The sequence below is a fragment of the Bacillus sp. S14(2024) genome, from assembly GCF_050473785.1.
GTDB lineage: Bacteria > Bacillota > Bacilli > Bacillales > Bacillaceae_G > Bacillus_A > Bacillus_A yunxiaonensis.
Genome location: NZ_JBFLUP010000006.1, coordinates 4,644,454 through 4,670,204, shown reverse-complemented (window position 1 = coordinate 4,670,204; position 25,751 = coordinate 4,644,454). Strand labels below are relative to the sequence as shown.

Annotated in this window: 24 protein-coding genes and 2 other annotated features; all 24 genes read left to right on the top strand. The window is 39.3% G+C overall.

Annotation, left to right across the window (positions count from 1 at the left end):
• Nucleotide 1 precedes the first annotated feature (1 nt).
• The 24 genes from disA (at nt 2) to fusA (ending at nt 25,647) form a co-directional block, all read left to right on the top strand.
• Nucleotides 2–1,075, top strand: coding sequence for a DNA integrity scanning diadenylate cyclase DisA (disA, locus tag AB1279_RS23640; protein ID WP_336484550.1), 1,074 nt, complete (start codon nt 2–4; stop codon nt 1,073–1,075).
• Nucleotides 1,076–1,235: 160 nt separating this feature from the next.
• Nucleotides 1,236–2,336, top strand: coding sequence for a PIN/TRAM domain-containing protein (locus AB1279_RS23635; RefSeq protein WP_429761212.1), 1,101 nt, complete (start codon nt 1,236–1,238; stop codon nt 2,334–2,336).
• A 16-nt stretch (nt 2,337–2,352) separates the two neighbouring features.
• A complete protein-coding gene (ispD, locus tag AB1279_RS23630) occupies nt 2,353–3,036 on the top strand; it encodes a 2-C-methyl-D-erythritol 4-phosphate cytidylyltransferase (RefSeq protein ID WP_429761210.1) in 684 nt (227 codons plus the stop codon).
• Between the two features lie 134 nt (nt 3,037–3,170).
• Nucleotides 3,171–3,647 (top strand): 2-C-methyl-D-erythritol 2,4-cyclodiphosphate synthase, encoded by a 477-nt coding sequence (gene ispF, locus AB1279_RS23625; protein WP_429761208.1) that lies wholly within the window; start codon nt 3,171–3,173, stop codon nt 3,645–3,647.
• A gap of 89 nt (nt 3,648–3,736) precedes the next feature.
• Nucleotides 3,737–5,194 carry a glutamate--tRNA ligase gene (gene gltX, locus AB1279_RS23620; RefSeq protein ID WP_429761207.1) on the top strand — a complete coding sequence of 486 codons (1,458 nt, stop codon included), beginning with the start codon at nt 3,737–3,739 and terminating at the stop codon, nt 5,192–5,194.
• A gap of 48 nt (nt 5,195–5,242) precedes the next feature.
• Nucleotides 5,243–5,491: a binding site (T-box leader), on the top strand.
• Nucleotides 5,492–5,672: 181 nt separating this feature from the next.
• A complete protein-coding gene (cysE, locus tag AB1279_RS23615; RefSeq protein ID WP_429761206.1) occupies nt 5,673–6,338 on the top strand; it encodes a serine O-acetyltransferase in 666 nt (221 codons plus the stop codon).
• Nucleotides 6,319–7,716, top strand: coding sequence for a cysteine--tRNA ligase (gene cysS, locus AB1279_RS23610; protein ID WP_429761205.1), 1,398 nt, complete (start codon nt 6,319–6,321; stop codon nt 7,714–7,716). Before cysE ends, cysS begins: the two co-directional genes overlap by 20 nt.
• A gap of 2 nt (nt 7,717–7,718) precedes the next feature.
• Complete coding sequence (locus AB1279_RS23605; protein ID WP_429752828.1) at nt 7,719–8,120, top strand: Mini-ribonuclease 3; 402 nt, start codon at nt 7,719–7,721, stop codon at nt 8,118–8,120.
• Between the two features lie 2 nt (nt 8,121–8,122).
• Entirely contained in the window at nt 8,123–8,866 is a 744-nt protein-coding gene (gene rlmB, locus AB1279_RS23600; RefSeq protein WP_336484558.1) for a 23S rRNA (guanosine(2251)-2'-O)-methyltransferase RlmB, read from the top strand.
• 2 nt (nt 8,867–8,868) lie between these two features.
• On the top strand, nt 8,869–9,381 hold the full coding sequence (locus AB1279_RS23595; RefSeq protein WP_429761204.1) for an NYN domain-containing protein: 513 nt from the start codon (nt 8,869–8,871) through the stop codon (nt 9,379–9,381).
• Between the two features lie 67 nt (nt 9,382–9,448).
• A complete protein-coding gene (locus AB1279_RS23590; protein WP_429752825.1) occupies nt 9,449–10,123 on the top strand; it encodes an RNA polymerase factor sigma-70 in 675 nt (224 codons plus the stop codon).
• A gap of 167 nt (nt 10,124–10,290) precedes the next feature.
• Nucleotides 10,291–10,437 carry a 50S ribosomal protein L33 gene (gene rpmG / locus AB1279_RS23585; protein ID WP_429752824.1) on the top strand — a complete coding sequence of 49 codons (147 nt, stop codon included), beginning with the start codon at nt 10,291–10,293 and terminating at the stop codon, nt 10,435–10,437.
• 32 nt (nt 10,438–10,469) lie between these two features.
• Nucleotides 10,470–10,649 carry a preprotein translocase subunit SecE gene (secE, locus tag AB1279_RS23580; RefSeq protein WP_098309988.1) on the top strand — a complete coding sequence of 60 codons (180 nt, stop codon included), beginning with the start codon at nt 10,470–10,472 and terminating at the stop codon, nt 10,647–10,649.
• A gap of 126 nt (nt 10,650–10,775) precedes the next feature.
• Nucleotides 10,776–11,309, top strand: a complete 534-nt coding sequence (nusG, locus tag AB1279_RS23575; RefSeq protein WP_230576161.1) for a transcription termination/antitermination protein NusG — start codon at nt 10,776–10,778, stop codon at nt 11,307–11,309.
• 169 nt (nt 11,310–11,478) lie between these two features.
• Nucleotides 11,479–11,904 (top strand): 50S ribosomal protein L11, encoded by a 426-nt coding sequence (rplK, locus tag AB1279_RS23570; RefSeq protein ID WP_001085872.1) that lies wholly within the window; start codon nt 11,479–11,481, stop codon nt 11,902–11,904.
• Nucleotides 11,905–12,085: 181 nt separating this feature from the next.
• A complete protein-coding gene (gene rplA, locus AB1279_RS23565; protein WP_429752823.1) occupies nt 12,086–12,778 on the top strand; it encodes a 50S ribosomal protein L1 in 693 nt (230 codons plus the stop codon).
• A gap of 49 nt (nt 12,779–12,827) precedes the next feature.
• Nucleotides 12,828–12,971 (top strand) — a sequence feature (ribosomal protein L10 leader region).
• Nucleotides 12,972–13,011: 40 nt separating this feature from the next.
• A complete protein-coding gene (gene rplJ / locus AB1279_RS23560) occupies nt 13,012–13,512 on the top strand; it encodes a 50S ribosomal protein L10 (protein ID WP_429761203.1) in 501 nt (166 codons plus the stop codon).
• A 67-nt stretch (nt 13,513–13,579) separates the two neighbouring features.
• A complete protein-coding gene (gene rplL / locus AB1279_RS23555) occupies nt 13,580–13,939 on the top strand; it encodes a 50S ribosomal protein L7/L12 (RefSeq protein ID WP_336484564.1) in 360 nt (119 codons plus the stop codon).
• Between the two features lie 76 nt (nt 13,940–14,015).
• Complete coding sequence (locus AB1279_RS23550; protein WP_429752821.1) at nt 14,016–14,615, top strand: class I SAM-dependent methyltransferase; 600 nt, start codon at nt 14,016–14,018, stop codon at nt 14,613–14,615.
• Between the two features lie 287 nt (nt 14,616–14,902).
• The gene (rpoB, locus tag AB1279_RS23545; RefSeq protein WP_429761201.1) at nt 14,903–18,436 is read left to right on the top strand and encodes a DNA-directed RNA polymerase subunit beta; all 3,534 of its coding nucleotides are present in this window, start codon (nt 14,903–14,905) and stop codon (nt 18,434–18,436) included.
• Nucleotides 18,437–18,473: 37 nt separating this feature from the next.
• Nucleotides 18,474–22,085: a DNA-directed RNA polymerase subunit beta' gene (gene rpoC, locus AB1279_RS23540; RefSeq protein ID WP_429752819.1), complete on the top strand. Its 3,612-nt coding sequence runs from the start codon at nt 18,474–18,476 to the stop codon at nt 22,083–22,085.
• Between the two features lie 352 nt (nt 22,086–22,437).
• Nucleotides 22,438–22,860 (top strand): 30S ribosomal protein S12, encoded by a 423-nt coding sequence (rpsL, locus tag AB1279_RS23535; protein ID WP_098309996.1) that lies wholly within the window; start codon nt 22,438–22,440, stop codon nt 22,858–22,860.
• A 29-nt stretch (nt 22,861–22,889) separates the two neighbouring features.
• Nucleotides 22,890–23,360: a 30S ribosomal protein S7 gene (rpsG, locus tag AB1279_RS23530; RefSeq protein ID WP_035433720.1), complete on the top strand. Its 471-nt coding sequence runs from the start codon at nt 22,890–22,892 to the stop codon at nt 23,358–23,360.
• Between the two features lie 208 nt (nt 23,361–23,568).
• Complete coding sequence (fusA, locus tag AB1279_RS23525) at nt 23,569–25,647, top strand: elongation factor G (RefSeq protein ID WP_429761199.1); 2,079 nt, start codon at nt 23,569–23,571, stop codon at nt 25,645–25,647.
• Nucleotides 25,648–25,751 lie beyond the last annotated feature (104 nt).

Below are 25,751 nucleotides of genomic sequence, written 5' to 3'. Positions count from 1 at the left end.
TATGGAAGAAAACAAGCAACGTTCCAAAAGTATTATTAATATTTTACAGCTTGTTGCACCGGGGACACCATTAAGAGAAGGAATTGATAATGTGCTCCGGGCACAAACGGGTGGTCTTATTGTACTCGGATACAACGAACAAATTAAAAGTATTGTTGATGGAGGATTTCATATTAATTGTGCTTTTTCTCCTGCTAGTCTGTATGAACTAGCAAAAATGGATGGGGCTCTTATTTTAAATGAAACGGGAAGTAAAATTTTAATCGCTAATGGACAGCTGGTTCCTGATTCATCTATTGACTCTATTGAAACAGGTATGCGCCATCGAACAGCAGAGCGAGTGGCAAAGCAGACGGGTAGCCTTGTTGTTGCCATTTCACAAAGACGAAATGTAATTACGTTATATCAAGGAAACTTACGTTATACATTAAAAGATATTGGGGTTATTTTAACAAAGGCAAACCAAGCGATTCAAACATTAGAAAAATATAAGGCTGTATGGAATGACGGTATAACAAACCTTGGTATTTTAGAATTTGAAGAAGTGGTTACAATGTCTGAAGTTGTGCATGTACTACATAGCGTTGAAATGATGCTGCGGATTAAAAATGAAATCTTCAGTTACATTCATGAATTAGGAACAGAAGGAAGGCTCATTCGTTTACAATTGACAGAATTGCTTGCTGACGTGGAAGCAGAGGCTGCACTATTAATTAAAGATTACTATCATGAAAAAACCCAAGATCACTATCAAATTTTAAAAAAATTACAAGAGCTTGCGAATGCGCAACTCCTAGAAGATAGCGATTTAGTGAAATTACTTGGATACTCCGGACAAATGAAATTAGAAGAAAGCATTACACCAAGAGGCTATCGAATAGCGAGTAAAATTTCTAGAGTTCCACCTCTTATTATTGAGAACTTAATTAATCGTTTTAAGAACTTACAAGGAATTTGCCGTGCAACTATTGCGGATTTGGATGATGTGGAAGGAATTGGAGAAGTACGGGCGAAAAAGATACGAGAGGGTTTAAAACGAATTCAAGAACACTTGTATATGAGCAGACACAATTAAGAATATTACATTGATTTCACAATATAGCTACACTCAAAGATTTTTTATATATGATATGATATATTGGTAAATAAAACAAATTATAAAAAAACACGTCCACTTTTTCACTCGACGTTTTGAGTGGCGAAGTAATGGTTAATAATGAGTAGGAGGTGGTTGAATGTTAAAACGAATCGTACAGCTTTTCTTTTTAGTTATTGGAGGAGCATTAGGAATTTTTCTCATTCCAAAAGTGATTAATGTTTTGGATATAGGTGCAGTTCCTTGGCTTGAAGGTTCTTATATTCGTGCAATTATTGGTGCAATCATTTTATTTTTAACAACTTTTTGGCTTGTAGATTATATTGTTCAGCTTATTAAACATATTGAGGAAGCGCTTGTAAAAGCACCTGTTACAGATGTGTTATTTGGAACATTAGGATTAATCTCAGGACTAATTGTTGCGTATTTAATTTTGATTCCGATTCGCGAATTTACCATTCCAGTCATTAGTACAGTATTGCAAATCTTTTTCACGCTATTACTTGGTTACTTAGGGTTCCAAGTAGGGTTTAAAAAGAGGAATGAATTGTTAGGGTTGTTTACATTGGCGCAACGCGGAGGAAAGAAAAAAAATACGAATAATGAAAACGAGGAAGTAGAACCGTTAACTTCCGGATGGAAAATACTAGATACCAGTGTTATTATTGATGGACGTATCGCGGATATTTGTCAAACGAAGTTTTTGGAAGGTACAATTGTCATTCCGCAATTTGTGTTAGAGGAACTACAGCATATTGCTGATTCTTCGGATGCATTAAAGCGTAATCGCGGACGAAGAGGCTTGGATATTTTAAATCGTATTCAAAAAGAGTTATCTATTCCAGTAGAAATTTATGAAGGTGATTTTGAAGATATTCAAGAAGTCGATAGTAAGCTTGTGAAGTTAGCAAAATTAACAGGCGGCACTGTTGTTACGAATGATTTTAACTTAAATAAAGTTTCTGAATTGCAAGGTGTGACAGTTTTAAACATTAATGATTTAGCAAATGCTATTAAGCCTGTTGTACTTCCGGGTGAAGAGTTAAGCGTATACGTTGTGAAGGATGGAAAAGAGCAGAATCAAGGCGTTGCTTATTTAGATGACGGTACAATGATCGTAGTCGAAGATGGTAGAGAGCATGTTGGTTCACAGCTTGATGTACTTGTTACAAGTGTACTGCAAACATCTGCGGGCCGAATGATTTTTGCTAAGCGCAAACTGCTAGAGAAAGCGTTATAAGTAGGGGACTATGGTGATGTATACATTAATTATTCCTGCAGCAGGACAAGGTAAGCGTATGGGAGCGGGGAAAAATAAATTATTTTTACAAATTGATTCTGTTCCCATTATCATTCATACATTACGAGCTTTTGAAAAAGATGAGCAATGTAAGCATGTTATTTTAGCGATTAACGAAGAAGAGCGTTCTTACTTTGAGGGACTTCTCCAAACTTATCATATTCAAAAAGACATCCAACTTATTCAAGGTGGATGTGAGCGTCAGGATAGTGTATACAATGCTCTTATGTATGTAAGAGATGTAGAGTATGTACTTATTCACGACGGGGCACGTCCGTTTGTAACGAAAAAGATGATTGAAGATGTATTGCAAATGGCGAAAGAAAAAGGTGCGTCCATTTGTGCAGTACCTGTGAAAGATACAATTAAAAAAGTGACACATGATATTGTTGTTGAAACCGTAGAACGTTCTCATCTGCAAGCAGTTCAAACACCGCAAGGATTTCGTGTTCCCATTCTGTTAGAGGCACATGAAAGTGCAAAACAAGCGGGTTTTCTAGGAACTGACGATGCCAGTCTGGTGGAACGCCTTCCTAAAGAGGTGGGAGTTGTAGGAGGAAGCTATCATAATATAAAGGTGACAACACCTGAAGATTTAGTAATTGCTGAAAGCTTTCTGCGAGTTTTGAAAATACAGTAGCAATGTTATAATAGAAAAGCCCGGTGGCTACCGGGCTTTTCTATATATAGAGCAAAAACTTCAACGGGTGGAGCCTTTATATGCCCGTAAGAATGATATAAGGTTTACTAGTGTAGTTTGAGGAGGAATTGGAAATGTTTCGAATTGGACAAGGTTTTGATGTACATGCATTTGCAGAAGGAAGACCGCTAATTATTGGTGGAATTACAATTCCATATGAAAAAGGATTACTTGGGCATTCTGATGCTGATGTCCTTTTGCATACTATTGCTGATGCTTGTTTAGGGGCGATTGCTGCTGGTGATATCGGTAAACATTTTCCAGATACAGATCCTGCATTTAAAGATGCAGATTCAGCTGTCCTTTTGCAGAAAGTGTGGGAGTTTGTGACAGAGCAAGGGTATGTACTTGGAAACTTAGATTGTACAATTATTGCTCAAAAGCCGAAAATGGCACCGCATATTGAAAGTATGCGTAAGAGAATTAGCGAGCTATTACAAACGAGCATCGAGAATGTCAATGTAAAAGCAACGACGACAGAAAAATTAGGATTTACAGGGCGAGAAGAAGGAATTGCTTCGCAGGCTATTGTATTATTACAGAAAAAATAGTTGTTTTTGATTCGCAAGATGGATAATCGTAATTTTTTGGTGTACAATTAAAGAATCTGTTGACATTAGGAATGGAAGGTGTACCAACTATGGAAAAGCAAGTGAGAGTGCGCTATGCGCCAAGTCCAACAGGACACTTACATATCGGAAATGCACGTACGGCATTATTTAACTATTTATTCGCTCGTAGTCAAAACGGTAAATTTATTATCCGTATTGAAGATACAGACGTAAAGCGTAATATTGCTGGCGGTGAAGAAAGCCAATTAACGTATTTAAAATGGCTTGGCATGGACTGGGATGAAAGCATCGACGTTGGTGGTGAATATGGTCCGTACCGTCAAATGGAGCGTTTAGATATTTATAAAAAGTTATATGAAGATTTATTAGAGCGTGGCTTAGCGTATAAGTGCTATATGACAGAAGAAGAGTTAGAAGCAGAACGTGAAGGACAAATCGCTCGTGGTGAAACACCTCGTTATGCGGGTTGTCACCGTGATTTAACAGATGAGCAAGTAAAACAATTCGAGGCAGAAGGACGCATTCCAAGTATTCGTTTCCGTGTACCTGAAAACCGTGAATATGTATTTAATGATATTGTAAAAGGAGACGTATCTTTCAACTCAAACGATTTCGGTGATTTCGTTATCGTGAAGAAAGATGGCATCCCAACTTACAACTTTGCAGTAGCGGCAGATGATCATTTCATGGAAATCTCACACGTTCTTCGTGGTGATGACCATATTTCTAATACACCAAAACAAATGATGATTTATGAAGCATTTGGTTGGGATATACCACAATTTGGTCATATGACGTTAATTGTAAATGAAAGCCGTAAAAAGTTAAGTAAACGTGATGAATCTATTATTCAATTTATTGAACAATATGAAGCGCTGGGATATCTTCCAGAAGCAATCTTTAACTTTATCGCATTACTAGGTTGGTCACCAGTAGGGGAAGAAGAAATCTTCTCTAAAGATGAGTTTATTGAAATGTTTGATGCAGCTCGTTTATCGAAATCACCAGCATTATTCGATTCTCAAAAATTAAAATGGATGAACAACCAATATATGAAAAAGCAAGACTTAGATCGCGTTGTTGAATTAAGCTTACCGCATTTAGTGAAAGCTGGTCGCGTAAGTGAAAATCCAAGTGAACAAGAGTTAGCTTGGATTCGCGATGTGATTGCTTTATATCATGATCAAATGAGCTTCGGGGCTGAGATTGTTGAGCTATCTGATATGTTCTTTAAAGATCATGTGGATTATGAAGAAGAAGGACAAGAAGTATTAAAAGGCGAACAAGTACCAGAAGTTCTTCGTGCGTTTGCAGCAGAGCTAGAGGCATTAGAGGAAGTAGAACCTGCAGCAATTAAGGCAGCAATTAAAGCTGTTCAAAAACAAACAGGTCAAAAAGGGAAAAATTTATTTATGCCAATTCGCGTTGCGACAACTGGCCAAACACACGGACCAGAACTTCCAAATGCAATTGCACTTCTTGGAAAAGAAAAAGTTTTAAATCGTGTTCGTAAAGTAATTGGTTAACATTTTACGGATTTAGAAATATAATAAGAATACTTTAAAATGAAATAAAAGAAAGCGACGAGAAGGAGAAGTAGAAAATCATGCTTTTCACAGAGAAAACCACCATTTGGCTGGAAGTGGTTTAAAAGCAGGTTTTTGAAGTGCCCCTTTGAGTCTTCTGCTGAACAACGAATATATTTCGAGAAATGTCATGTTGACGCAAAGTAAGCAGAAGCGGTATAAACCGTTATCATGTTTGAGTTTGAGGCTTTTTTAGGCCTAAACAGAGTGGAACCGCGCTAGTAAGGCGTCTCTGTCTATAGACAGAGACGCCTTTTTCTATACCTACAGGTATGGGGGAGAGTTTTTTGGATAAATAATAGTCGGAAAAGCTTTGGAAGGAAGTAGAAATTAAGAACCGGATTGGTTCAACTCACTATTAGTGGTAAAGAGGTCCACTGATGGAAATTTCACTTTAAACAAAAGAGGGGGAACGAAAATGTTTAAGAGGCTTCGGGAGGATATTGAAGTCGTCTTTGAACAGGATCCAGCAGCGAGAAGTTACATCGAAGTAATTTTAACTTACTCTGGATTGCACGCAATTTGGGCGCATCGGATGGCACATGCTTTTTATAAACGAAAATTTTTCTTTTTTGCTCGTATTATCTCACAAATGAGTCGTTTTTTTACGGGTATTGAAATTCATCCAGGGGCAACGATTGGTCGTAAGTTTTTTATTGATCATGGTATGGGAGTTGTAATTGGAGAAACGTGTGAAATTGGAGATAACGTAACAATTTATCAAGGTGTCACGTTAGGCGGTACGGGAAAAGAAAAAGGGAAACGTCATCCAACGATTAAAGATAATGTGTTGATTGCAACAGGTGCGAAAGTGCTTGGATCAATTACGGTTGGAGAAAATTCTAAAATTGGTGCTGGTTCGGTTGTGTTAAAAGAAGTACCTGCACATTCTACAGTTGTAGGTATTCCTGGTCGTGTCGTGATCCAAAATGGGGTGAAAGTAGGTCAAGACTTAAATCATTGTGATCTTCCGGATCCGATTTTTGATAAGTTAAAAGCATTAGAAGGGGAACTTGAACAATTGAAAACAAAAATGGTAGTGAAAACAGAAAGGAAGGATAAAAATGACTATTCACATTTATAATACGTTAACGCGTCAAAAGGAAGCGTTTGTTCCACTAGAAGAAAATAAGGTAAAAATGTATGTGTGCGGTCCTACAGTATACAACTACATCCATATTGGGAATGCAAGACCACCTATGGTATTCGATACAGTACGTCGTTATTTAGAACATAAAGGGTACGATGTACAATATGTTTCTAACTTTACTGATGTAGATGATAAATTAATTAAAGCGGCGAATGAGCTAGGAGAAGACGTTCCAACAATTGCAGATCGCTTTGTTGAAGCATACTTTGAAGATGTAACGGCACTAGGCTGCAAACATGCGACAGTTCACCCTCGTGTAACAGAAAATATGGATATCATTATTGAGTTTATTCAGGAACTTGTAAATAAAGGATATGCATATGAATCTGAAGGCGATGTGTATTACAGAACAAAGGAATTTGAGGGTTACGGTAAATTATCACATCAGCCAATTGCAGACCTGCGTCATGGGGCACGTATTGAAGTTGGAGAAAAGAAACATGATCCACTTGATTTTGCATTATGGAAAGCAGCAAAAGAAGGAGAAATCTTCTGGGAGAGCCCTTGGGGGAAAGGTCGTCCGGGTTGGCATATCGAATGCTCTGCAATGGCACGTAAATATTTAGGTGATACAATTGATATTCATGCTGGTGGTCAAGATTTAACATTCCCGCATCATGAAAATGAGATTGCACAATCAGAGGCTTTGACTGGAAAAACATTTGCACGTTACTGGATGCATAATGGATATATTAATATTAACAATGAAAAGATGTCTAAGTCGTTAGGAAACTTTATTTTAGTTCACGATATTATTAAACAGTATGATCCACAGTTAATCCGATTCTTTATGTTATCTGTACACTATCGTCATCCAATCAACTTTAGTGAAGAGTTACTGCAAAGTACGAATAATGGATTAGAGAGAATTAAAACGGCTTATGGAAACTTAAAACATCGCATGGAAAGCAGTACGGATTTAACGGACCATAATGAGAAATGGTTAACTGAAATGGATAAATTCCAAGCGGCATTTGAAGAAGCGATGGATGATGACTTCAATACAGCAAATGCAATAACTGAGTTATATAATTTAGCAAATCATGCGAATCAATATTTATTAGAAGAGCATACGTCAAAAGTTGTCATTGAAGCGTATGTAAAACAACTTGAAACATTGTTTGGCATTTTAGGATTAGAATTAACAAAAGAAGAATTGCTTGATGAAGAAATTGAAGCACTAATCCAAAAGCGTATTGAGGCTCGTAAAAATCGTGATTTTGCACTGTCTGATCAAATTCGCGATGAATTGAAAGAGCGTAACATTATTTTAGAAGATACACCACAAGGTACAAGATGGAAAAGAGGCTAAACATGATTGATGCAAAGCAATTGAATAGCTTAGCGTTAGCATATATGGGTGATGCGGTATACGAACAATATATCCGCTATCACCTGCTTCAAAAAGGAACAGTTCGTCCAAATCAATTACATCGTTTGGGGACAAGCTTTGTTTCTGCAAAAGCGCAAGCGAAAGTTGTTCATCATTTACTAGAGACAGCATTTCTTAGTGAAGAAGAGGAAGCAGTATTAAGAAGAGGGCGCAATGCAAAATCAGGTTCTGTTCCGAAAAATACAGATGTACAAACATATCGATATAGTACTGCTTTTGAGGCACTGATTGGATATCATTATTTATTGAATGAACAAACACGAATAGAAGAGATTGTATTTGAAGCAATTCGTGTATTAGAGGATAAGGAAGGAGGCGCGTGAGCGTGAACAGTGAATATATTATTGGACGTAACCCTGTAATTGAAGCGTTGAGAGCAGGTCGTGATATTAATAAAATTTGGATTGCAGAAGGTGCTGCGAAAGGGCAAGTGCAAATTGTACTAGCATTAGCGAAAGAAAATAAAATTTTAGTGCAGAATTCACCGAAGAAAAAATTAGATCAACTTGTAGAGGGGAATCATCAAGGTGTAATCGCACAAGTGGCGGCATATGAATATGCGGACTTAGAGGATTTATTTGCGTTGGCAGCTAAGCGCAATGAGGATCCATTTTTCTTAATTCTGGATGAGATTGAAGATCCGCACAATCTAGGCTCTATTATGCGTACGGCAGATGCAGTAGGGGCGCATGGTATTATTATTCCAAAGCGCAGAGCGGTTGGTTTAACAGCGGCAGTTGCAAAGGCTTCTACGGGCGCGATTGAGTATGTTCCTGTAGCTCGCGTTACAAATCTATCAAGAACGATTGATGAATTGAAAGAGCGCGGGCTTTGGATTGCCGGTACAGATGCAAAAGGGAAAGATGACTATCGTAATTTAGATGGAAAGATGCCAATTGGTTTAGTGATTGGAAGTGAAGGGAAAGGCATGAGCCGCCTTATCGGCGAGAAATGTGACTTCTTGATTCATTTACCGATGGCTGGTAAAGTTACCTCCTTAAATGCTTCAGTTGCTGCTAGCTTGTTAATGTATGAAGTGTATCGGAAACGTCACCCAATCGGTGAATAAAAATGAATGATATTTTAATCGTTGACGGTTACAATATTATTGGAGCTTGGGCAGACTTGAAAAAGCTAAGGGATGTAGACTTACAAGCTTCACGAGATTTGCTTATTGACAAAATGGCAGATTATCAAGGATATACAGGCACGAAAGTAATGATTGTTTTTGATGCATATTCTGTTTATGGAATTGAAAAGAAGATGAAGCAAGCGCGTGTAGATGTAATCTTTACAAGGAAAAACCAAACGGCGGATGAAAAAATTGAGCAGCTCGCAATTGAGCTGCGTAATATTAATACACGGATTTATGTTGCGACGTCTGATTACACAGAGCAGTGGGCCATTTTTGGGCAGGGTGCTCTGCGTAAATCAGCGCGTGAGTTAGAGATAGAAGTTCAGGCGATGGAACGAAGAGTGCGTCGTGAAACGAAGAAAACAAAAGAAGAACAACCGGCGATGCGGACGATATTTAGTGAAGAAGTTACAGAAAAGTTAGAAAAATTAAGACGAGGAGGGCGTTGAAACATTGACGCTCTTCAAGTGCTTACTGTATAATATTGCTAAATAACTAGCGGTCGGAGGGATCAGATTGGAAACAGACTTCGTAAGCGGCAACAATGTTACATTTAGTAGTTTAGAGGATGAAGAGATAGTTGAATTAGTACGACAAGGTAATGTTGATGCGCTAGAGTATTTAATTCATAAGTACAAAAATTTTGTTCGTGCAAAATCAAGATCTTACTTTTTGGTTGGCGCTGATCGTGAAGATATTATCCAAGAAGGTATGATTGGATTATTTAAGGCGATTCGTGATTATAAAGAGGACAAGCTGTCTTCCTTTAAAGCTTTTGCGGAATTGTGTATTACACGTCAAATTATCACCGCGATTAAAACAGCGACAAGACAAAAACATATCCCTTTAAATTCATATGTTTCTTTAGATAAACCAATTTATGATGAAGAATCCGATCGAACTCTGTTAGATGTTATATCTGAAGCGAAGATGACGGATCCTGAAGAAATGATTATTAGTCAGGAAGAGTATGTTGACATAGAATTAAAAATATCTGAATTATTAAGCGATTTAGAAAGAAAGGTGCTTTCTTTATATTTAGACGGAAGATCGTATCAAGAGATTTCAGAGCAATTGAATCGTCATGTGAAATCCATTGATAATGCCCTGCAGCGAGTGAAACGGAAGCTTGAGCGTTATATGGAAATGAGAGAAACAGCAGCTGTTCACTCACCTTCACTTAAACGTTAAGGTGTTTAAGTTTGAGAGTTAAAAATATATTAGGTTAATAGAGAAATATAAAAGAGAGGTTTTTTCCTCTCCTTTTCTTTTTGCAGTAGGGGGGAAGCGTCATTGACATTGCCTTTTATTGTATGATACATTTTTAAGGAAATAATGTTACAAGGCTGGTGTAACAGGTGAGAAAAAAAGTTGTACTTGCATGTGAAAAATGCAATAATCGAAACTATTCAACAATGAAAGATACAAGCTCAGTAGAGCGTCTTGAGATAAAGAAATTTTGTAAAATGTGTAATGCGCATATGGTTCATAAGGAAACAAAATAAATAATTGTAATTATGCACTGGAGGTCCCGGAAATGCGTTTGACGAACTTTTTTGGCGATGTAGGTCGCGAAATGAAAAAAGTAAGCTGGCCGAAAAAAGATGAATTAATCCGTTCGACACTTACTGTAATTGCAACAGTTGCTTTCTGTGCAATTTTCTTTGCGGTAGTGGATATGGGGATTTCTTCTTTAATTCGTTTAATTCTTGAATAAGAAGCGCTTATACATGATATAATGTTAATGTTATTTATACGAACTGTGTAAAAGCCCGGTGAACGGGTTTTTTCATTTGCACAAAAAAATGTACGTCAGGGAGGGAAGGACGGTCGTCCTAAATTAATGGAAAAACGTTGGTATGTTGTCCATACTTATTCTGGATATGAAAATAAAGTAAAAACAAACTTAGAGAAACGCGTAGAATCAATGGCTATGCAAGATAAAATTTTCCGTGTTATTGTTCCAGAGGAAACAGAAGTAGAAATGAAAAACGGAAAAGAAAAAATAACAAAGAGGAAAGTGTTTCCTGGCTATGTGTTGGTAGAAATCATCATGACAGATGATTCTTGGTATGTTGTTCGTAATACACCAGGTGTAACAGGATTTGTTGGATCTTCTGGGTCAGGTTCGAAGCCATCTCCGTTATTAGAAGAAGAAGTAGTTACAATCTTAAAACACATGGGAATGGAAAATGAAGTAGTTGACTTTGACTTTGAACTTCATGAGACTGTACGTGTGAACGAAGGCCCATTTGCGAATTACACAGGTGCTATTAATGAAATTGATCTAGAAAAACAAAGAGTAACAGTACTTGTTGATATGTTTGGTCGTGAAACTTCAGTTGAACTAGATTTCCACCAAATTGAAAAATTATAAAATGAAACTTGAAATGAATTGTAAAAAGTGATAATATCTTTTAAGTCAGTACGTCTTCGGAAACGGAGACGTTTTTTGAGAAAGATTTTATCGCTAAAGATAAAATATGAAGTGGGAGGGCAAATCACTGCCCAATTGACCACATCACGGACTTAAGGAGGTGTGTCTCGTGGCTAAAAAGGTAATTAAAATGGTAAAACTTCAAATTCCTGCAGGTAAAGCTAACCCAGCTCCACCAGTTGGTCCAGCATTAGGACAAGCGGGTGTTAACATTATGGGCTTCTGTAAAGAGTTCAACGCTCGTACAGCAGATCAAGCTGGTCTAATCATTCCTGTTGAAATTACAGTATTTGAAGACCGTTCATTCACTTTCATTACTAAAACTCCTCCTGCTGCTGTTCTTCTTAAGAAAGTAGCTGGTATCGAGTCTGGTTCTGGTGAACCAAACCGTAATAAAGTGGCAACTGTTAAGCGTGATAAAGTTCGCGAAATCGCTGAAACTAAAATGCCTGACCTAAACGCTGCTAGCGTAGAAGCTGCAATGCGTATGGTTGAAGGTACTGCACGCAGTATGGGCATTGTTATCGAAGACTAATTCGATTTGTTTTTTTTGTAAAAGAGGTTGCGGGTCTGGAATTCCAATTCGCAACCTTTATTATCGTAAATGAATGTTGTTTTTTAAATAAAGGGATGGGCGCACATCCTCGATTGTATCGGAAAGAAGGCGTAAACGTGGGAGGTTATTCCGCTAAAACCACATTGAGGAGGAAATAAAAATGGCTAAAAGAGGTAAAAAGTACGTAGAAGCTGCGAAGCTTGTTGATCGTACAACTGCTTACTCTGCAACAGAGGCAGTAGAATTAGTAAAGAAAACAAACACAGCTAAATTTGATGCGACTGTAGAAGCTGCATTTCGTTTAGGTGTTGACCCTAAGAAAGCTGACCAACAAATTCGTGGTGCAGTTGTTCTTCCACACGGTACTGGTAAAGTACAACGTGTATTAGTATTCGCTAAAGGCGAAAAACTAAAAGAAGCTGAAGCTGCTGGAGCAGACTTCGTAGGTGATGCAGACTACATCAACAAAATCCAACAAGGTTGGTTTGACTTTGACGTAGTAGTAGCAACTCCTGACATGATGGGTGAAGTTGGTAAACTTGGTCGTGTATTAGGACCTAAAGGTTTAATGCCAAACCCTAAAACTGGAACAGTTACTTTCGACGTAACAAAAGCAGTTAACGAAATCAAAGCTGGTAAAGTAGAATACCGCGTTGATAAAGCTGGTAACATTCATGTGCCAATCGGTAAAGTATCTTTCGAAGATGCTAAATTAGTTGAAAACTTAGAGACAGTTGCTGATGCTCTTCTAAAAGCTAAGCCAGCTGCTGCAAAAGGTACTTACATGAAGAACGTAACAGTTGCTTCTACAATGGGACCTGGCGTACGCGTTGAAGTTTCTACTATCGCGTAAAATTTGGAAGTTGACTTCGTGAAGAAGTTTTAATATAATCATTTATGTTGTGAATTTAAATAGTGTACCGTAGACAGTAGGCGCCAATGTGGCTTAATTTCCTACCTAGGTGTGAATATACGAAACGGAATTTTTTTCTGTGACTATATGCCTCCATGTCTACAATTGGGCATGGAGGTTTTTTAGTGCACTTTCGGTACATCTTCTATATAATCTACAGGAGGTGTAATAACATGACTAAAGCAATCGAAGCAAAACAACATGTTGTAACTGAAATCGCTGCTAAACTTAGCGAAAGTAAATCAACAATCGTTGTTGACTACCGTGGTTTAACAGTATCTGAAGTAACAGAATTACGTAAAGCATTACGTGAAGCTGGCGTTGAGTTCAAAGTTTACAAAAACTCTTTAACTCGTCGTGCTGCAGAAGCTGCTGAACTAGCTGAGTTAAACGAATTCTTAACAGGACCAAACGCAATCGCGTTCAGTAACGAGGATGTAATTGCTCCTGCGAAAGTATTAAACGACTTCGCTAAAGATCATGAAGCTTTAGAAATTAAAGCAGGCGTAATCGAAGGTAAACTTGTATCACTTGATGAGGTTAAAGCTATCGCTACTCTTCCATCACGTGAAGGCTTACTTTCTATGCTTCTTAGCGTTCTTCAAGCTCCAATGCGCGGTCTTGCAATCGCTACTAAAGCAGTTGCAGATCAAAAAGAAGAGCAAGGCGCTTAATTTTTTAAAAGATAATTATGTGTTATCGATAAAACAATACAAACCTATTTAAGGGAGGATATTTACAATGACTAAAGAACAAATCATTGAAGCAGTTAAATCTATGACTGTATTAGAACTTAACGACTTAGTAAAAGCTATCGAGGAAGAATTCGGCGTAACTGCTGCTGCTCCTGTAGCTGTAGCTGGTGGCGCTGCTGAAGCTGCTGCTGAGAAAACTGAATTTGATGTAGTACTTGCTAATGCAGGCGCTCAAAAAATCAAAGTTATCAAAGTTGTTCGTGAAATCACTGGTCTTGGCTTAAAAGAAGCTAAAGAATTAGCTGACAACACTCCAAAAGCAGTTAAAGAAGGCGTTTCTAAAGAAGAAGCTGAAGAAATCAAAGCTAAACTTGAAGAAGTTGGCGCTGCTGTAGAAGTTAAGTAATTAACTTTTGAAGCTTTAAAAAAAGCTCGCTCTCATGCGGGCTTTTTTTTTAACTGTAAAGAAAAGAGGTGGCCATATGGCAGACCATTATTTTTCTAACGATCCCTCTAGCAAAAGTGATCGTAAACGTTGGGAATATAAGTTGAGAGGATCTCAATTTGTTTTCTTATCTGACCACGGGGTGTTTTCGAAAAATGAAGTGGACTTTGGTTCTCGTCTTTTAATCGAAGCATTTCAGATGCCGGATGTCCAAGGGGATGTGTTAGATGTCGGGTGCGGATATGGTCCAATTGGTTTATCTTTAGCAAAGGAGTTTCAAGAGCGTACAGTTCATATGGTGGATGTGAATGAAAGAGCACTTGAGCTTGCGAAAGAAAATGCCGCTAATAATAGAATTGGGAATGTCCAGATTTATCAAAGTAGTGTATATGAAAATGTAAGTGGGCAATATGCTGCTATTTTATCTAATCCGCCAATTCGTGCAGGGAAACAAGTAGTACATGAGATTCTAGAAAAAGCCGTGGATTATCTTGTGCCAGGCGGTGAGCTTTGGATTGTGATTCAAAAGAAACAAGGTGCACCATCCGCGATGAAAAAGTTAGAAGAAGCGTTCGACTTTGTGGAAGTTGTAGAAAAGAAAAAAGGATATTATATCATAAAATCAAAAAAACGTTGACGGTTTTTTTGGTTTGTGTTAGCATTATAAGATGCCAATATATGATTTTCTGCGTTGAGAACGATGTATATTTTTGCTTCTCTTGGAAAAGATAGTAAAATCAGCAGATTATGAAACAGAATGATGGTTTTCTTATAGAAGCCATTTTTCTTTTTGAGCAGTTAGAAATACTCAACGTGTCTATCTTTGTAGAGAAAAAGGCTACGCAATTTGTGTTAGCCGTATTTAGTTGTGATTTTGCACATTTTTGTGCATTTATAATACTCATGATTTGAGGGGTGAAGCAGTTGACAGGTCAACTAGTTCAATACGGACGCCACCGCCAACGAAGAAGTTATGCCCGTATTAGTGAGGTATTAGAATTACCAAATCTTATCGAAATTCAAACCTCTTCTTATCAGTGGTTTCTTGATGAGGGTTTGCGAGAAATGTTCCAAGACATTTCTCCGATTGAAGACTTTACGGGAAATCTATCGCTTGAGTTTATCGACTACAGTTTAGGCGAACCGAAATATTCTGTAGAAGAATGTAAAGAGCGTGATGTGACGTATGCAGCACCACTTCGTGTAAAAGTGCGTCTAATCAATAAAGAAACTGGCGAAGTGAAAGAACAAGATGTGTTCATGGGGGATTTCCCACTCATGACAGAGACAGGAACATTCGTAATTAACGGTGCAGAACGCGTTATTGTTTCTCAGTTAGTTCGTTCACCAAGTGTATACTACAGCGGCAAGGTGGACAAAAACGGAAAACGCGGATTTACTGCTACTGTAATTCCAAACCGCGGAGCTTGGTTAGAGTATGAAACAGACGCTAAGGATGTTGTTTATGTGCGTATCGACCGTACGCGCAAACTACCTGTAACTGTTTTGTTACGCGCATTAGGGTTTGGCTCTGATCAAGAAATCACCGAGCTTATAGGTGATAACGAGTACTTAAGCAATACGCTAGAAAAAGATAACACGGATAGCACAGAAAAAGCATTGCTTGAAATTTATGAGCGTCTACGTCCAGGTGAACCACCAACAGTAGAAAATGCGAAGAGCTTGCTTGTTTCTCGCTTCTTTGATCCAAAGCGTTATGATCTAGCAAATGTAGGTCGTTACAAAATTAATAAGAAGTTACACATTAAAAACAGATTGTTTAACCAACGCTTAGCTGAAACATTGGTGGATCCTGAAACAGGCGAAATTTTAGCGGCAGAAGGAACAATCTTAGATCGTCGTACATTAGATCGTATTTTACCTTACTTAGAAAAGAACATTGGCTTTAAAACTGCGAAGCCGATAGGCGGAGTGGTAGAAGGCAATGTTGAATTGCAATCTATTAAGATTTATGCTCCGGATGCAGATGGAGAGCGTTCTATCAATATTATTGGTAATGCGAACATTGATCGCGATGTAAAACATATTACACCAGGCGATATTATTGCATCTATTAGCTATTTCTTTAACCTTCTATATAAAGTAGGAGACACGGATGATATTGACCATTTAGGAAACCGTCGTCTACGTTCTGTAGGGGAATTGTTACAAAACCAATTCCGTATCGGTCTTTCTCGTATGGAGCGTGTTGTTCGTGAGAGAATGTCGATTCAAGATACAAATGCAATTACGCCGCAAGCATTAATTAATATTCGTCCGGTTATTGCATCTATTAAAGAGTTCTTCGGCAGCTCGCAGTTATCTCAGTTTATGGATCAAACAAACCCATTAGCGGAGTTAACGCATAAACGAAGACTATCTGCTTTAGGACCTGGTGGTTTAACGCGTGAGCGCGCAGGCTTTGAAGTGCGTGACGTTCACTACTCTCACTATGGTCGTATGTGTCCGATTGAAACGCCAGAGGGACCAAACATTGGTTTGATTAACTCTTTATCTTCATTTGCAAAAGTAAATGAATTTGGTTTCATTGAAACACCATACCGTCGTGTTGATCCAGAAACTGGACGTGTAACAACGCGTGTGGATTATTTAACAGCTGATGAACAAGACAACTATGTTGTTGCCCAAGCAAATGCACGTTTATCTGAAGAAGGGGACTTCCTTGATGAAGATGTTGTAGCGCGTTTCCGTGACGAGAACGTTGTAGTAAAACGCGAACGCATAGACTACATGGATATCTCTCCAAAACAGGTTGTGTCTGCTGCGACAGCTTGTATTCCGTTCTTAGAAAACGATGACTCGAACCGTGCGCTAATGGGTGCGAACATGCAACGTCAAGCAGTTCCACTTATGAACCCAGAATCTCCAATTGTAGGTACTGGTATGGAGTACGTATCAGCGAAAGACTCAGGAGCTGCAGTGATCTGTAAACACCCTGGTATCGTTGAACGCGTAGAAGCTCGCGAAGTTTGGGTACGTCGTTACATCGAAGTAGACGGCCAAAAAGTAAAAGGTGATTTAGATCGCTATAAAATGTTAAAATTCGTCCGTTCTAACCAAGGAACTTGTTACAACCAGCGCCCAATCGTAAGTGTTGGAGATGAAGTTGTAAAAGGTGAAATTCTTGCAGACGGTCCTTCTATGGAAAAAGGTGAACTTGCACTTGGTCGTAACGTGCTTGTTGGCTTTATGACATGGGATGGTTATAACTACGAGGATGCGATCATTATGAGTGAGCGCCTTGTAAAAGATGACGTGTATACTTCTATTCATATTGAAGAATATGAATCTGAAGCTCGTGATACAAAACTAGGACCAGAAGAAATTACACGAGACATTCCAAACGTAGGGGAAGATGCGCTTCGCAATCTTGATGAGCGCGGTATTATTCGCATCGGTGCAGAAGTAAAAGACGGAGACCTTCTTGTTGGTAAAGTAACGCCAAAAGGTGTAACGGAATTAACAGCAGAAGAGCGTCTATTACATGCAATCTTCGGTGAGAAAGCTCGTGAAGTACGTGATACATCACTACGTGTACCACACGGCGGCGGCGGTATTATCTTAGACGTAAAAGTATTCAACCGTGAAGATGGCGATGAATTACCACCAGGCGTGAATCAACTTGTACGTGCATATATCGTTCAAAAACGTAAAATTTCTGAAGGTGACAAGATGGCCGGTCGTCACGGTAACAAAGGTGTTATCTCCCGTATTTTACCGGAAGAAGATATGCCTTACTTACCAGATGGCACACCAATCGATATCATGTTAAACCCATTAGGGGTACCATCTCGTATGAATATCGGTCAGGTGCTAGAGCTTCATCTTGGTATGGCAGCAAGATATCTTGGTATCCACGTTGCAACACCAGTATTCGATGGCGCTCGCGAGGAAGATGTGTGGGGAACAATCGAAGAAGCTGGTATGGCACGTGATGCAAAGACAATTCTATACGATGGACGCACTGGTGAACCATTCGACAACCGTGTATCTGTTGGTGTCATGTACATGATTAAACTTGCACACATGGTTGATGATAAACTTCATGCTCGTTCTACTGGACCATACTCACTTGTAACGCAACAGCCTCTTGGAGGTAAAGCACAGTTCGGTGGACAACGTTTCGGTGAGATGGAGGTTTGGGCACTTGAAGCTTACGGTGCTGCTTATACTCTTCAAGAAATCTTAACAGTTAAGTCGGATGATGTTGTTGGTCGTGTGAAAACGTATGAATCGATTGTAAAAGGCGAAAACGTTCCAGAACCAGGTGTTCCTGAATCATTCAAAGTATTGATTAAGGAATTACAAAGCTTAGGTATGGATGTTAAGATGATGTCTAGCGACGATACTGAAATTGAAATGCGTGATACTGATGACGATGATGATCATCAATCTGCAGATAAATTAAATGTCGAAGTTGAGACAACGAAGGAATAATTGGGATAACCTGTAGACTAAAAGGGAGGTAGGCCCCTTGATAGATGTAAACAACTTTGAATATATGAAGATTGGACTTGCATCACCAGACAAAATTCGCTCTTGGTCATATGGGGAAGTAAAAAAACCCGAGACGATTAACTATCGTACATTGAAACCAGAGAAAGACGGTTTGTTCTGTGAGCGTATTTTCGGTCCAACAAAAGACTGGGAATGTCATTGTGGTAAATATAAACGTGTCCGTTATAAAGGTGTAGTTTGTGATCGATGCGGCGTTGAAGTAACGCGTGCGAAAGTTCGTCGTGAACGTATGGGTCATATCGAATTAGCTGCTCCTGTATCTCATATTTGGTATTTCAAAGGTATCCCAAGCCGCATGGGACTTGTCTTAGACATGTCCCCTCGCGCGCTTGAAGAAGTAATTTATTTCGCTTCTTATGTAGTAACAGAAAGCGGTGATACACCGCTTGATAAGAAGCAACTTCTTTCGGAGAAGGAATACCGTGCGTATCGCGATAGATACGGAAACTCTTTCCAAGCTTCTATGGGCGCAGAGGCAATTAAGAAGTTATTACAAGATATCGATTTAGATAAAGAAGTAGACTTCTTAAAGGAAGAGTTAAAAACAGCACAAGGACAACGTCGTACTCGTGCTATTAAACGTCTAGAAGTATTAGAAGCATTCCGTAACTCTGGAAACGAACCATCTTGGATGATTCTAGATGTTCTTCCAGTTATCCCACCAGAGCTTCGTCCAATGGTACAGCTAGATGGTGGGCGTTTTGCAACTTCTGACTTAAACGACTTATACCGTCGTGTAATTAACCGTAACAATCGTTTAAAACGTTTATTAGACTTAGGTGCACCAAGCATCATCGTCCAAAACGAAAAGCGTATGTTACAAGAAGCAGTAGATGCTTTAATCGATAATGGTCGTCGTGGCCGTCCAGTTACTGGACCTGGTAACCGTCCATTAAAATCTCTTTCTCATATGTTAAAAGGTAAGCAAGGACGCTTCCGTCAAAACTTATTAGGTAAACGTGTTGACTACTCTGGTCGTTCCGTTATCGTTGTAGGACCGAACTTAAAAATGTACCAATGCGGTCTGCCAAAAGAAATGGCGCTTGAATTGTTCAAACCTTTTGTAATGAAAGAGTTGGTAGGAAAAGGATTAGCACACAACATTAAGAGTGCTAAACGTAAAATTGAGCGAGTACAGCCTGAAGTTTGGGATGTTTTAGAGTCTGTAATTAAAGAACACCCTGTACTTCTAAACCGTGCTCCAACGCTTCACCGTCTTGGTATTCAAGCGTTTGAACCTACATTAGTAGAAGGTCGTGCAATTCGTCTTCATCCACTTGTATGTACTGCATACAACGCGGACTTTGACGGTGACCAAATGGCGGTTCACGTTCCGTTATCATCAGAAGCGCAAGCAGAAGCTCGTCTTCTTATGTTAGCTGCACAAAATATCTTGAACCCGAAAGACGGAAAACCAGTTGTTACACCATCTCAGGATATGGTATTAGGTAACTACTACCTAACGCTTGAACGTGCAGGTGCAATTGGTGAAGGTATGATTTTCAAAGATACGAACGAAGCATTAATTGCATACCAAAACGGATATGTACACTTGCATACTCGTGTTGCTGTTGCAGCAAGCTCTGTAAACAACGAAACGTTTACAGAAGAGCAAAACAGCAAACTGTTGTTAACAACAGTTGGTAAGTTAATATTCAATGAAATCTTACCGAAATCTTTCCCTTACATTAACGAACCAACAAGAACAAACTTGGAGAAAGAAACTCCAGTGGAATACTTTGTTGAAAAAGGCGCTAACGTAAGAGAAATTATTGCTAGTCGCGAAGAAGTGGCACCATTTAGCAAGAAAATTCTTGGTAATATCATTGCTGAAGTATTTAAACGTTTCAAAATTACTGAAACATCTCGCATGCTTGACCGCATGAAAAATCTAGGATTTAAATACTCTACAAAAGCTGGTATTACAGTTGGTGTGGCGGATATCCTTGTATTAGGTGAAAAAGAAGAAATCTTGCATGAGGCGCAAGCAAAAGTAGATACAGTAATTAAGCAATTCCGTCGCGGTTTAATTACAGAGGAAGAACGTTATGATCGTGTTATCTCTATTTGGAGTAATGCAAAAGATGTTATCCAAGGAAAACTGATGAAAACCTTAGATAAGCGCAACCCGATCTTCATGATGAGTGACTCTGGTGCCCGTGGTAACGCATCGAACTTCACTCAGCTTGCTGGTATGCGTGGTTTGATGGCTAACCCATCTGGTCGTATTATCGAACTTCCAATCAAATCAAGTTTCCGCGAAGGTTTAACGGTACTCGAGTACTTCATCTCTACACATGGTGCGCGTAAAGGTCTTGCCGATACAGCACTTAAGACTGCGGATTCTGGTTACTTAACTCGTCGTCTTGTTGACGTTGCACAAGATGTTATCGTTCGTGAAGACGATTGTGGAACAGACCGCGGCTTATTAATTGGCGCAATTAAAGAAGGAAACGAAATTATCGAGTCCTTATACGATCGTCTTGTAGGACGTTTCGCAAGAAAAACTGTGAAGCATCCAGAAACAGGCGAAGTGTTAGTTCGCGAAAATGAATTAATTACAGAAGATATCGCTCATATCATTGAAAAAGCAGGCGTTGAACAATTGTACATCCGTTCTGCATTTACATGTAACACACGCCACGGCGTATGTAAGAAATGTTACGGTCGCAACTTAGCTACTGGTACAGATGTAGAAGTAGGCGAAGCGGTTGGTATTATCGCAGCTCAATCTATCGGTGAGCCAGGTACACAGTTAACGATGCGTACATTCCATACAGGTGGGGTTGCTGGAGACGATATCACACAAGGTTTACCGCGTATTCAAGAGATTTTCGAAGCGCGTAATCCGAAAGGTCAAGCGGTTATCAGTGAAATCGACGGTGTCGTTGCAGCGATTAACGATGTGAAAGATCGCCAAGAGGTTGTTGTACAAGGTGATGTAGAAGCTCGTACGTATGTAATTCCTTATGGCGCTCGTCTAAAAGTAGCTCCAGGACACCGCATTGAACACGGTAAAGAACTTACAGAAGGTTCTATCGATCCGAAAGAATTACTGAAAGTAACAGATATTACAGCAGTCCAAGAATACCTGCTTCGTGAAGTACAAAAGGTATACCGTATGCAAGGGGTAGAAATTGGAGATAAACACGTTGAAGTAATGGTTCGTCAAATGCTTCGCAAAGTTCGTGTAATCGATGCTGGTGAAACAGATGTATTACCAGGAACATTACTGGATATTCATCAGTTCACAGATGCAAATGCGAAAGTGTTGCTTAAAGGTAAACAACCAGCAACAGCACGTCCAATCCTTCTTGGTATTACAAAGGCTTCACTTGAAACAGATTCATTCTTATCTGCAGCATCATTCCAGGAAACAACTCGTGTGTTAACTGATGCGGCAATTAAAGGTAAGCGCGATGAACTTCTTGGTCTGAAAGAAAATGTTATTATTGGTAAACTTGTTCCGGCTGGTACAGGTATGAATCGTTACCGCAGAGTAGATCTTGTAAAAACAGCAAAAGAAGAAATAAATGTAGAAAATGACGAGGTTTACGTAGAAAACTAAAATTTTCCGTCGTAAATTTTGTATAAAAACAGATAATCCTAGTTGACATTATGCAATGCGAAATGTTAATATAAGCAAGGTTGCTCCTAAATAAACGTTGAATGTAATTCAACACGGTATAGTTAGAACGTTGCGATAGCTTTTGCAGTGCAACATAACGTACTTTTTAAAAACTGGATCTCAGCATGAAAATGAATGAGATGCGGTAGGAGCTTCAGCGATAGGAATAACAAGTTAAAACTGTTTTTGTGAGGAGAGAGCATTCGCTCTCCCTTGCAAAAACTTTGTTTTCAACTAATAATGAACCACCTGGATATGTGGTCATACAAACGTGCGAAGGGAGGATAAAATAATGCCTACTATTAACCAATTAGTGAGAAATGGACGTACTGATAAAGTATGGAAATCTAAATCACCTGCGTTAAACAAAGGTTTCAACTCTTTAAAGAAAAAAGCAACTGATATCTCTGCACCTCAAAAACGTGGTGTATGTACTCGTGTTGGTACAATGACTCCAAAGAAACCGAACTCAGCGTTACGTAAATACGCTCGTGTACGTTTAACAAATGGTATCGAGGTTACTGCTTACATCCCAGGTATCGGTCATAACCTACAAGAACACAGCGTAGTATTAATTCGCGGTGGTCGTGTAAAAGACTTACCAGGGGTACGTTACCACATCGTTCGTGGTGCGCTTGACACTGCTGGTGTTGACAAACGTATGCAAGGACGTTCTAAATATGGTACTAAGAGACCAAAAGCTGCTAAGAAATAATAAAACTGAACTGAAAGGAGGAACTCAATATGCCTCGTAAAGGACCTGTTGCGAAACGTGACGTGTTACCAGATCCAATGTACAATTCTAAACTTGTAACACGCCTAATCAACAAAATGATGGTTGACGGTAAAAAAGGTAAATCTCAAACAATTCTTTATAATGCGTTCGATATCGTTCGTGAACGTACTGGTAACGAACCAATGGAAGTATTCGAGCAAGCTCTTAAGAACATCATGCCTGTTCTTGAAGTACGCGCTCGTCGTGTTGGTGGTGCTAACTACCAAGTTCCAGTTGAGGTTCGTCCAGAACGCCGTACAACTTTAGGTCTTCGTTGGTTAGTAAACTATGCTCGTCTTCGTGGTGAAAAAACTATGGAAGAGCGTTTAGCTTACGAAATCTTAGATGCTGCTAACAACAGTGGTGCATCTGTTAAGAAACGTGAAGACACTCACAAAATGGCAGAAGCTAACAAAGCATTTGCTCATTACCGTTGGTAGGATTCAACGAAAAATAGCTATAAGCATAAACCGCTTTATTTGTCGCTTATGGAAGTGTGGAGAGGGAGAGTACCTCTCCCTTTCAATGGGCGCTCGTTTTACATAATGAGGGTACTAGACATACTGACATATGTAACAAAATAAAGTGGCTTTTTTGCTACTTAAAATAAAAAAATCCAATCCGTATTAGGAAGGAGAAAGACACCAAATGACTAGAGAGTTCTCCTTAGAAAACACTCGTAATATTGGTATCATGGCTCACATCGATGCTGGTAAAACAACAGCAACTGAGCGTATCCTGTACTACACAGGCCGCATTCACAAAATCGGTGAAACTCACGAAGGTGCATCTCAGATGGACTGGATGGAGCAAGAGCAAGAGCGTGGTATCACAATTACTTCTGCAGCAACTACTGCTCAATGGAAGGGTCACCGTGTAAACATCATTGACACTCCAGGACACGTAGACTTCACTGTAGAAGTAGAACGTTCTTTACGCGTACTTGACGGTGCTGTAGCAGTACTTGACGCGCAATCTGGTGTAGAACCACAAACAGAAACTGTTTGGCGTCAGGCTACTACTTACGGTGTACCACGTATCGTGTTCGTTAACAAAATGGACAAGATCGGTGCAGACTTCTTATACTCTGTAGGAACAATTCATGACCGTTTACAAGCAAACGCTCATCCAATTCAGTTACCAATCGGTGCTGAAGATCAATTTACGGGAATTATCGACCTAGTAGAAGAGTGTGCATACATGTACACAAACGACTTAGGAACAGATATCCAACGTGTTGAAATTCCTGCAGAACATAAAGAATTAGCTGATGAATACCGCGGAAAACTTATCGAAGCGGTAGCAGAGCTTGATGAAGAAATGATGATGAAGTACCTAGAAGGTGAAGAAATCACTGTAGAAGAGCTTAAAGCTGGTATCCGTAAGGCTACAACTTCTGTTGAATTCTTCCCAGTAATCTGTGGTTCTGCATTCAAAAACAAAGGTGTTCAAATTCTGTTAGATGCAGTTATCGACTACCTTCCATCTCCACTTGACGTACCTGCTATTAAAGGTATTGTTCCGGATACAGATGAAGAAGTAGAACGTAAATCTAGCGATGAAGAGCCATTCGCAGCTCTAGCGTTCAAAATTATGACTGACCCTTATGTTGGTAAATTAACGTTCTTCCGTGTGTACTCTGGTACATTAAACTCTGGATCTTACGTGAAAAACTCAACTAAAGGTAAGCGTGAGCGTGTAGGTCGTATCCTACAAATGCACGCAAACAGCCGTGAAGAGATTTCAACAGTTTATGCTGGTGACATCGCTGCTGCTGTAGGGTTAAAAGATACTACAACTGGTGATACTCTTTGTGACGAGAAGAGCCTTGTTATCCTTGAGTCTATGGAATTCCCAGAGCCAGTTATCTCTGTAGCTATCGAACCAAAATCTAAAGCTGACCAAGATAAAATGGGTACAGCATTATCTAAGCTTTCTGAAGAAGATCCAACATTCCGTGCTCACACTGACCAAGAAACTGGCCAAACAATCATCGCTGGTATGGGTGAACTTCACCTTGATATCATCGTTGACCGTATGCGCCGTGAATTCAAAGTGGAAGCAAACGTTGGTGCTCCTCAGGTAGCATACCGTGAGACTTTCCGCGCTTCTGCGAAAGTTGAAGGTAAGTTCGCTCGTCAATCTGGTGGTCGTGGACAATTCGGTCACGTTTGGATTGAGTTTGAACCTAACGAAGAAGGTAAAGGATTCGAATTCCAAAACAAGATCGTCGGTGGTGTAGTTCCACGTGAATACATCCCAGCTGTAGGAGCAGGTCTTGAAGATGCGCTTAAAAATGGTGTACTTGCAGGATATCCTGTAGTAGACATTAAAGCTGCATTAGTTGACGGATCTTACCATGATGTTGACTCCTCTGAGATGGCGTTCAAAATCGCTGCATCTATGGCCCTTAAAGCTGCGGTTTCTAAATGTAGCCCAGTAATTCTTGAGCCAATGATGAAAGTTGAAGTTGTAATTCCTGAAGAGTACATGGGTGACATTATGGGTGACGTTACATCTCGTCGTGGACGTGTAGAAGGTATGGAAGCTCGCGGTAACGCACAAGTTGTTCGCGCTATGGTTCCACTTTCTGAAATGTTCGGTTATGCAACGGCATTACGTTCTAACACTCAAGGACGCGGAACATTCTCAATGACATTTGATCATTATGAAGAAGTACCGAAGTCTGTTTCAGAAGAAATTATTAAAAAAAATAAAGGTGAATAATTGATTTTTATCGATTGTTCAAGTATAACTACTTATGTAAGCTTAGAAAGCAGCGGGGCTTAGGCCCCTTACTTTCTAGTCTGAATATAAAATAACCTATATAA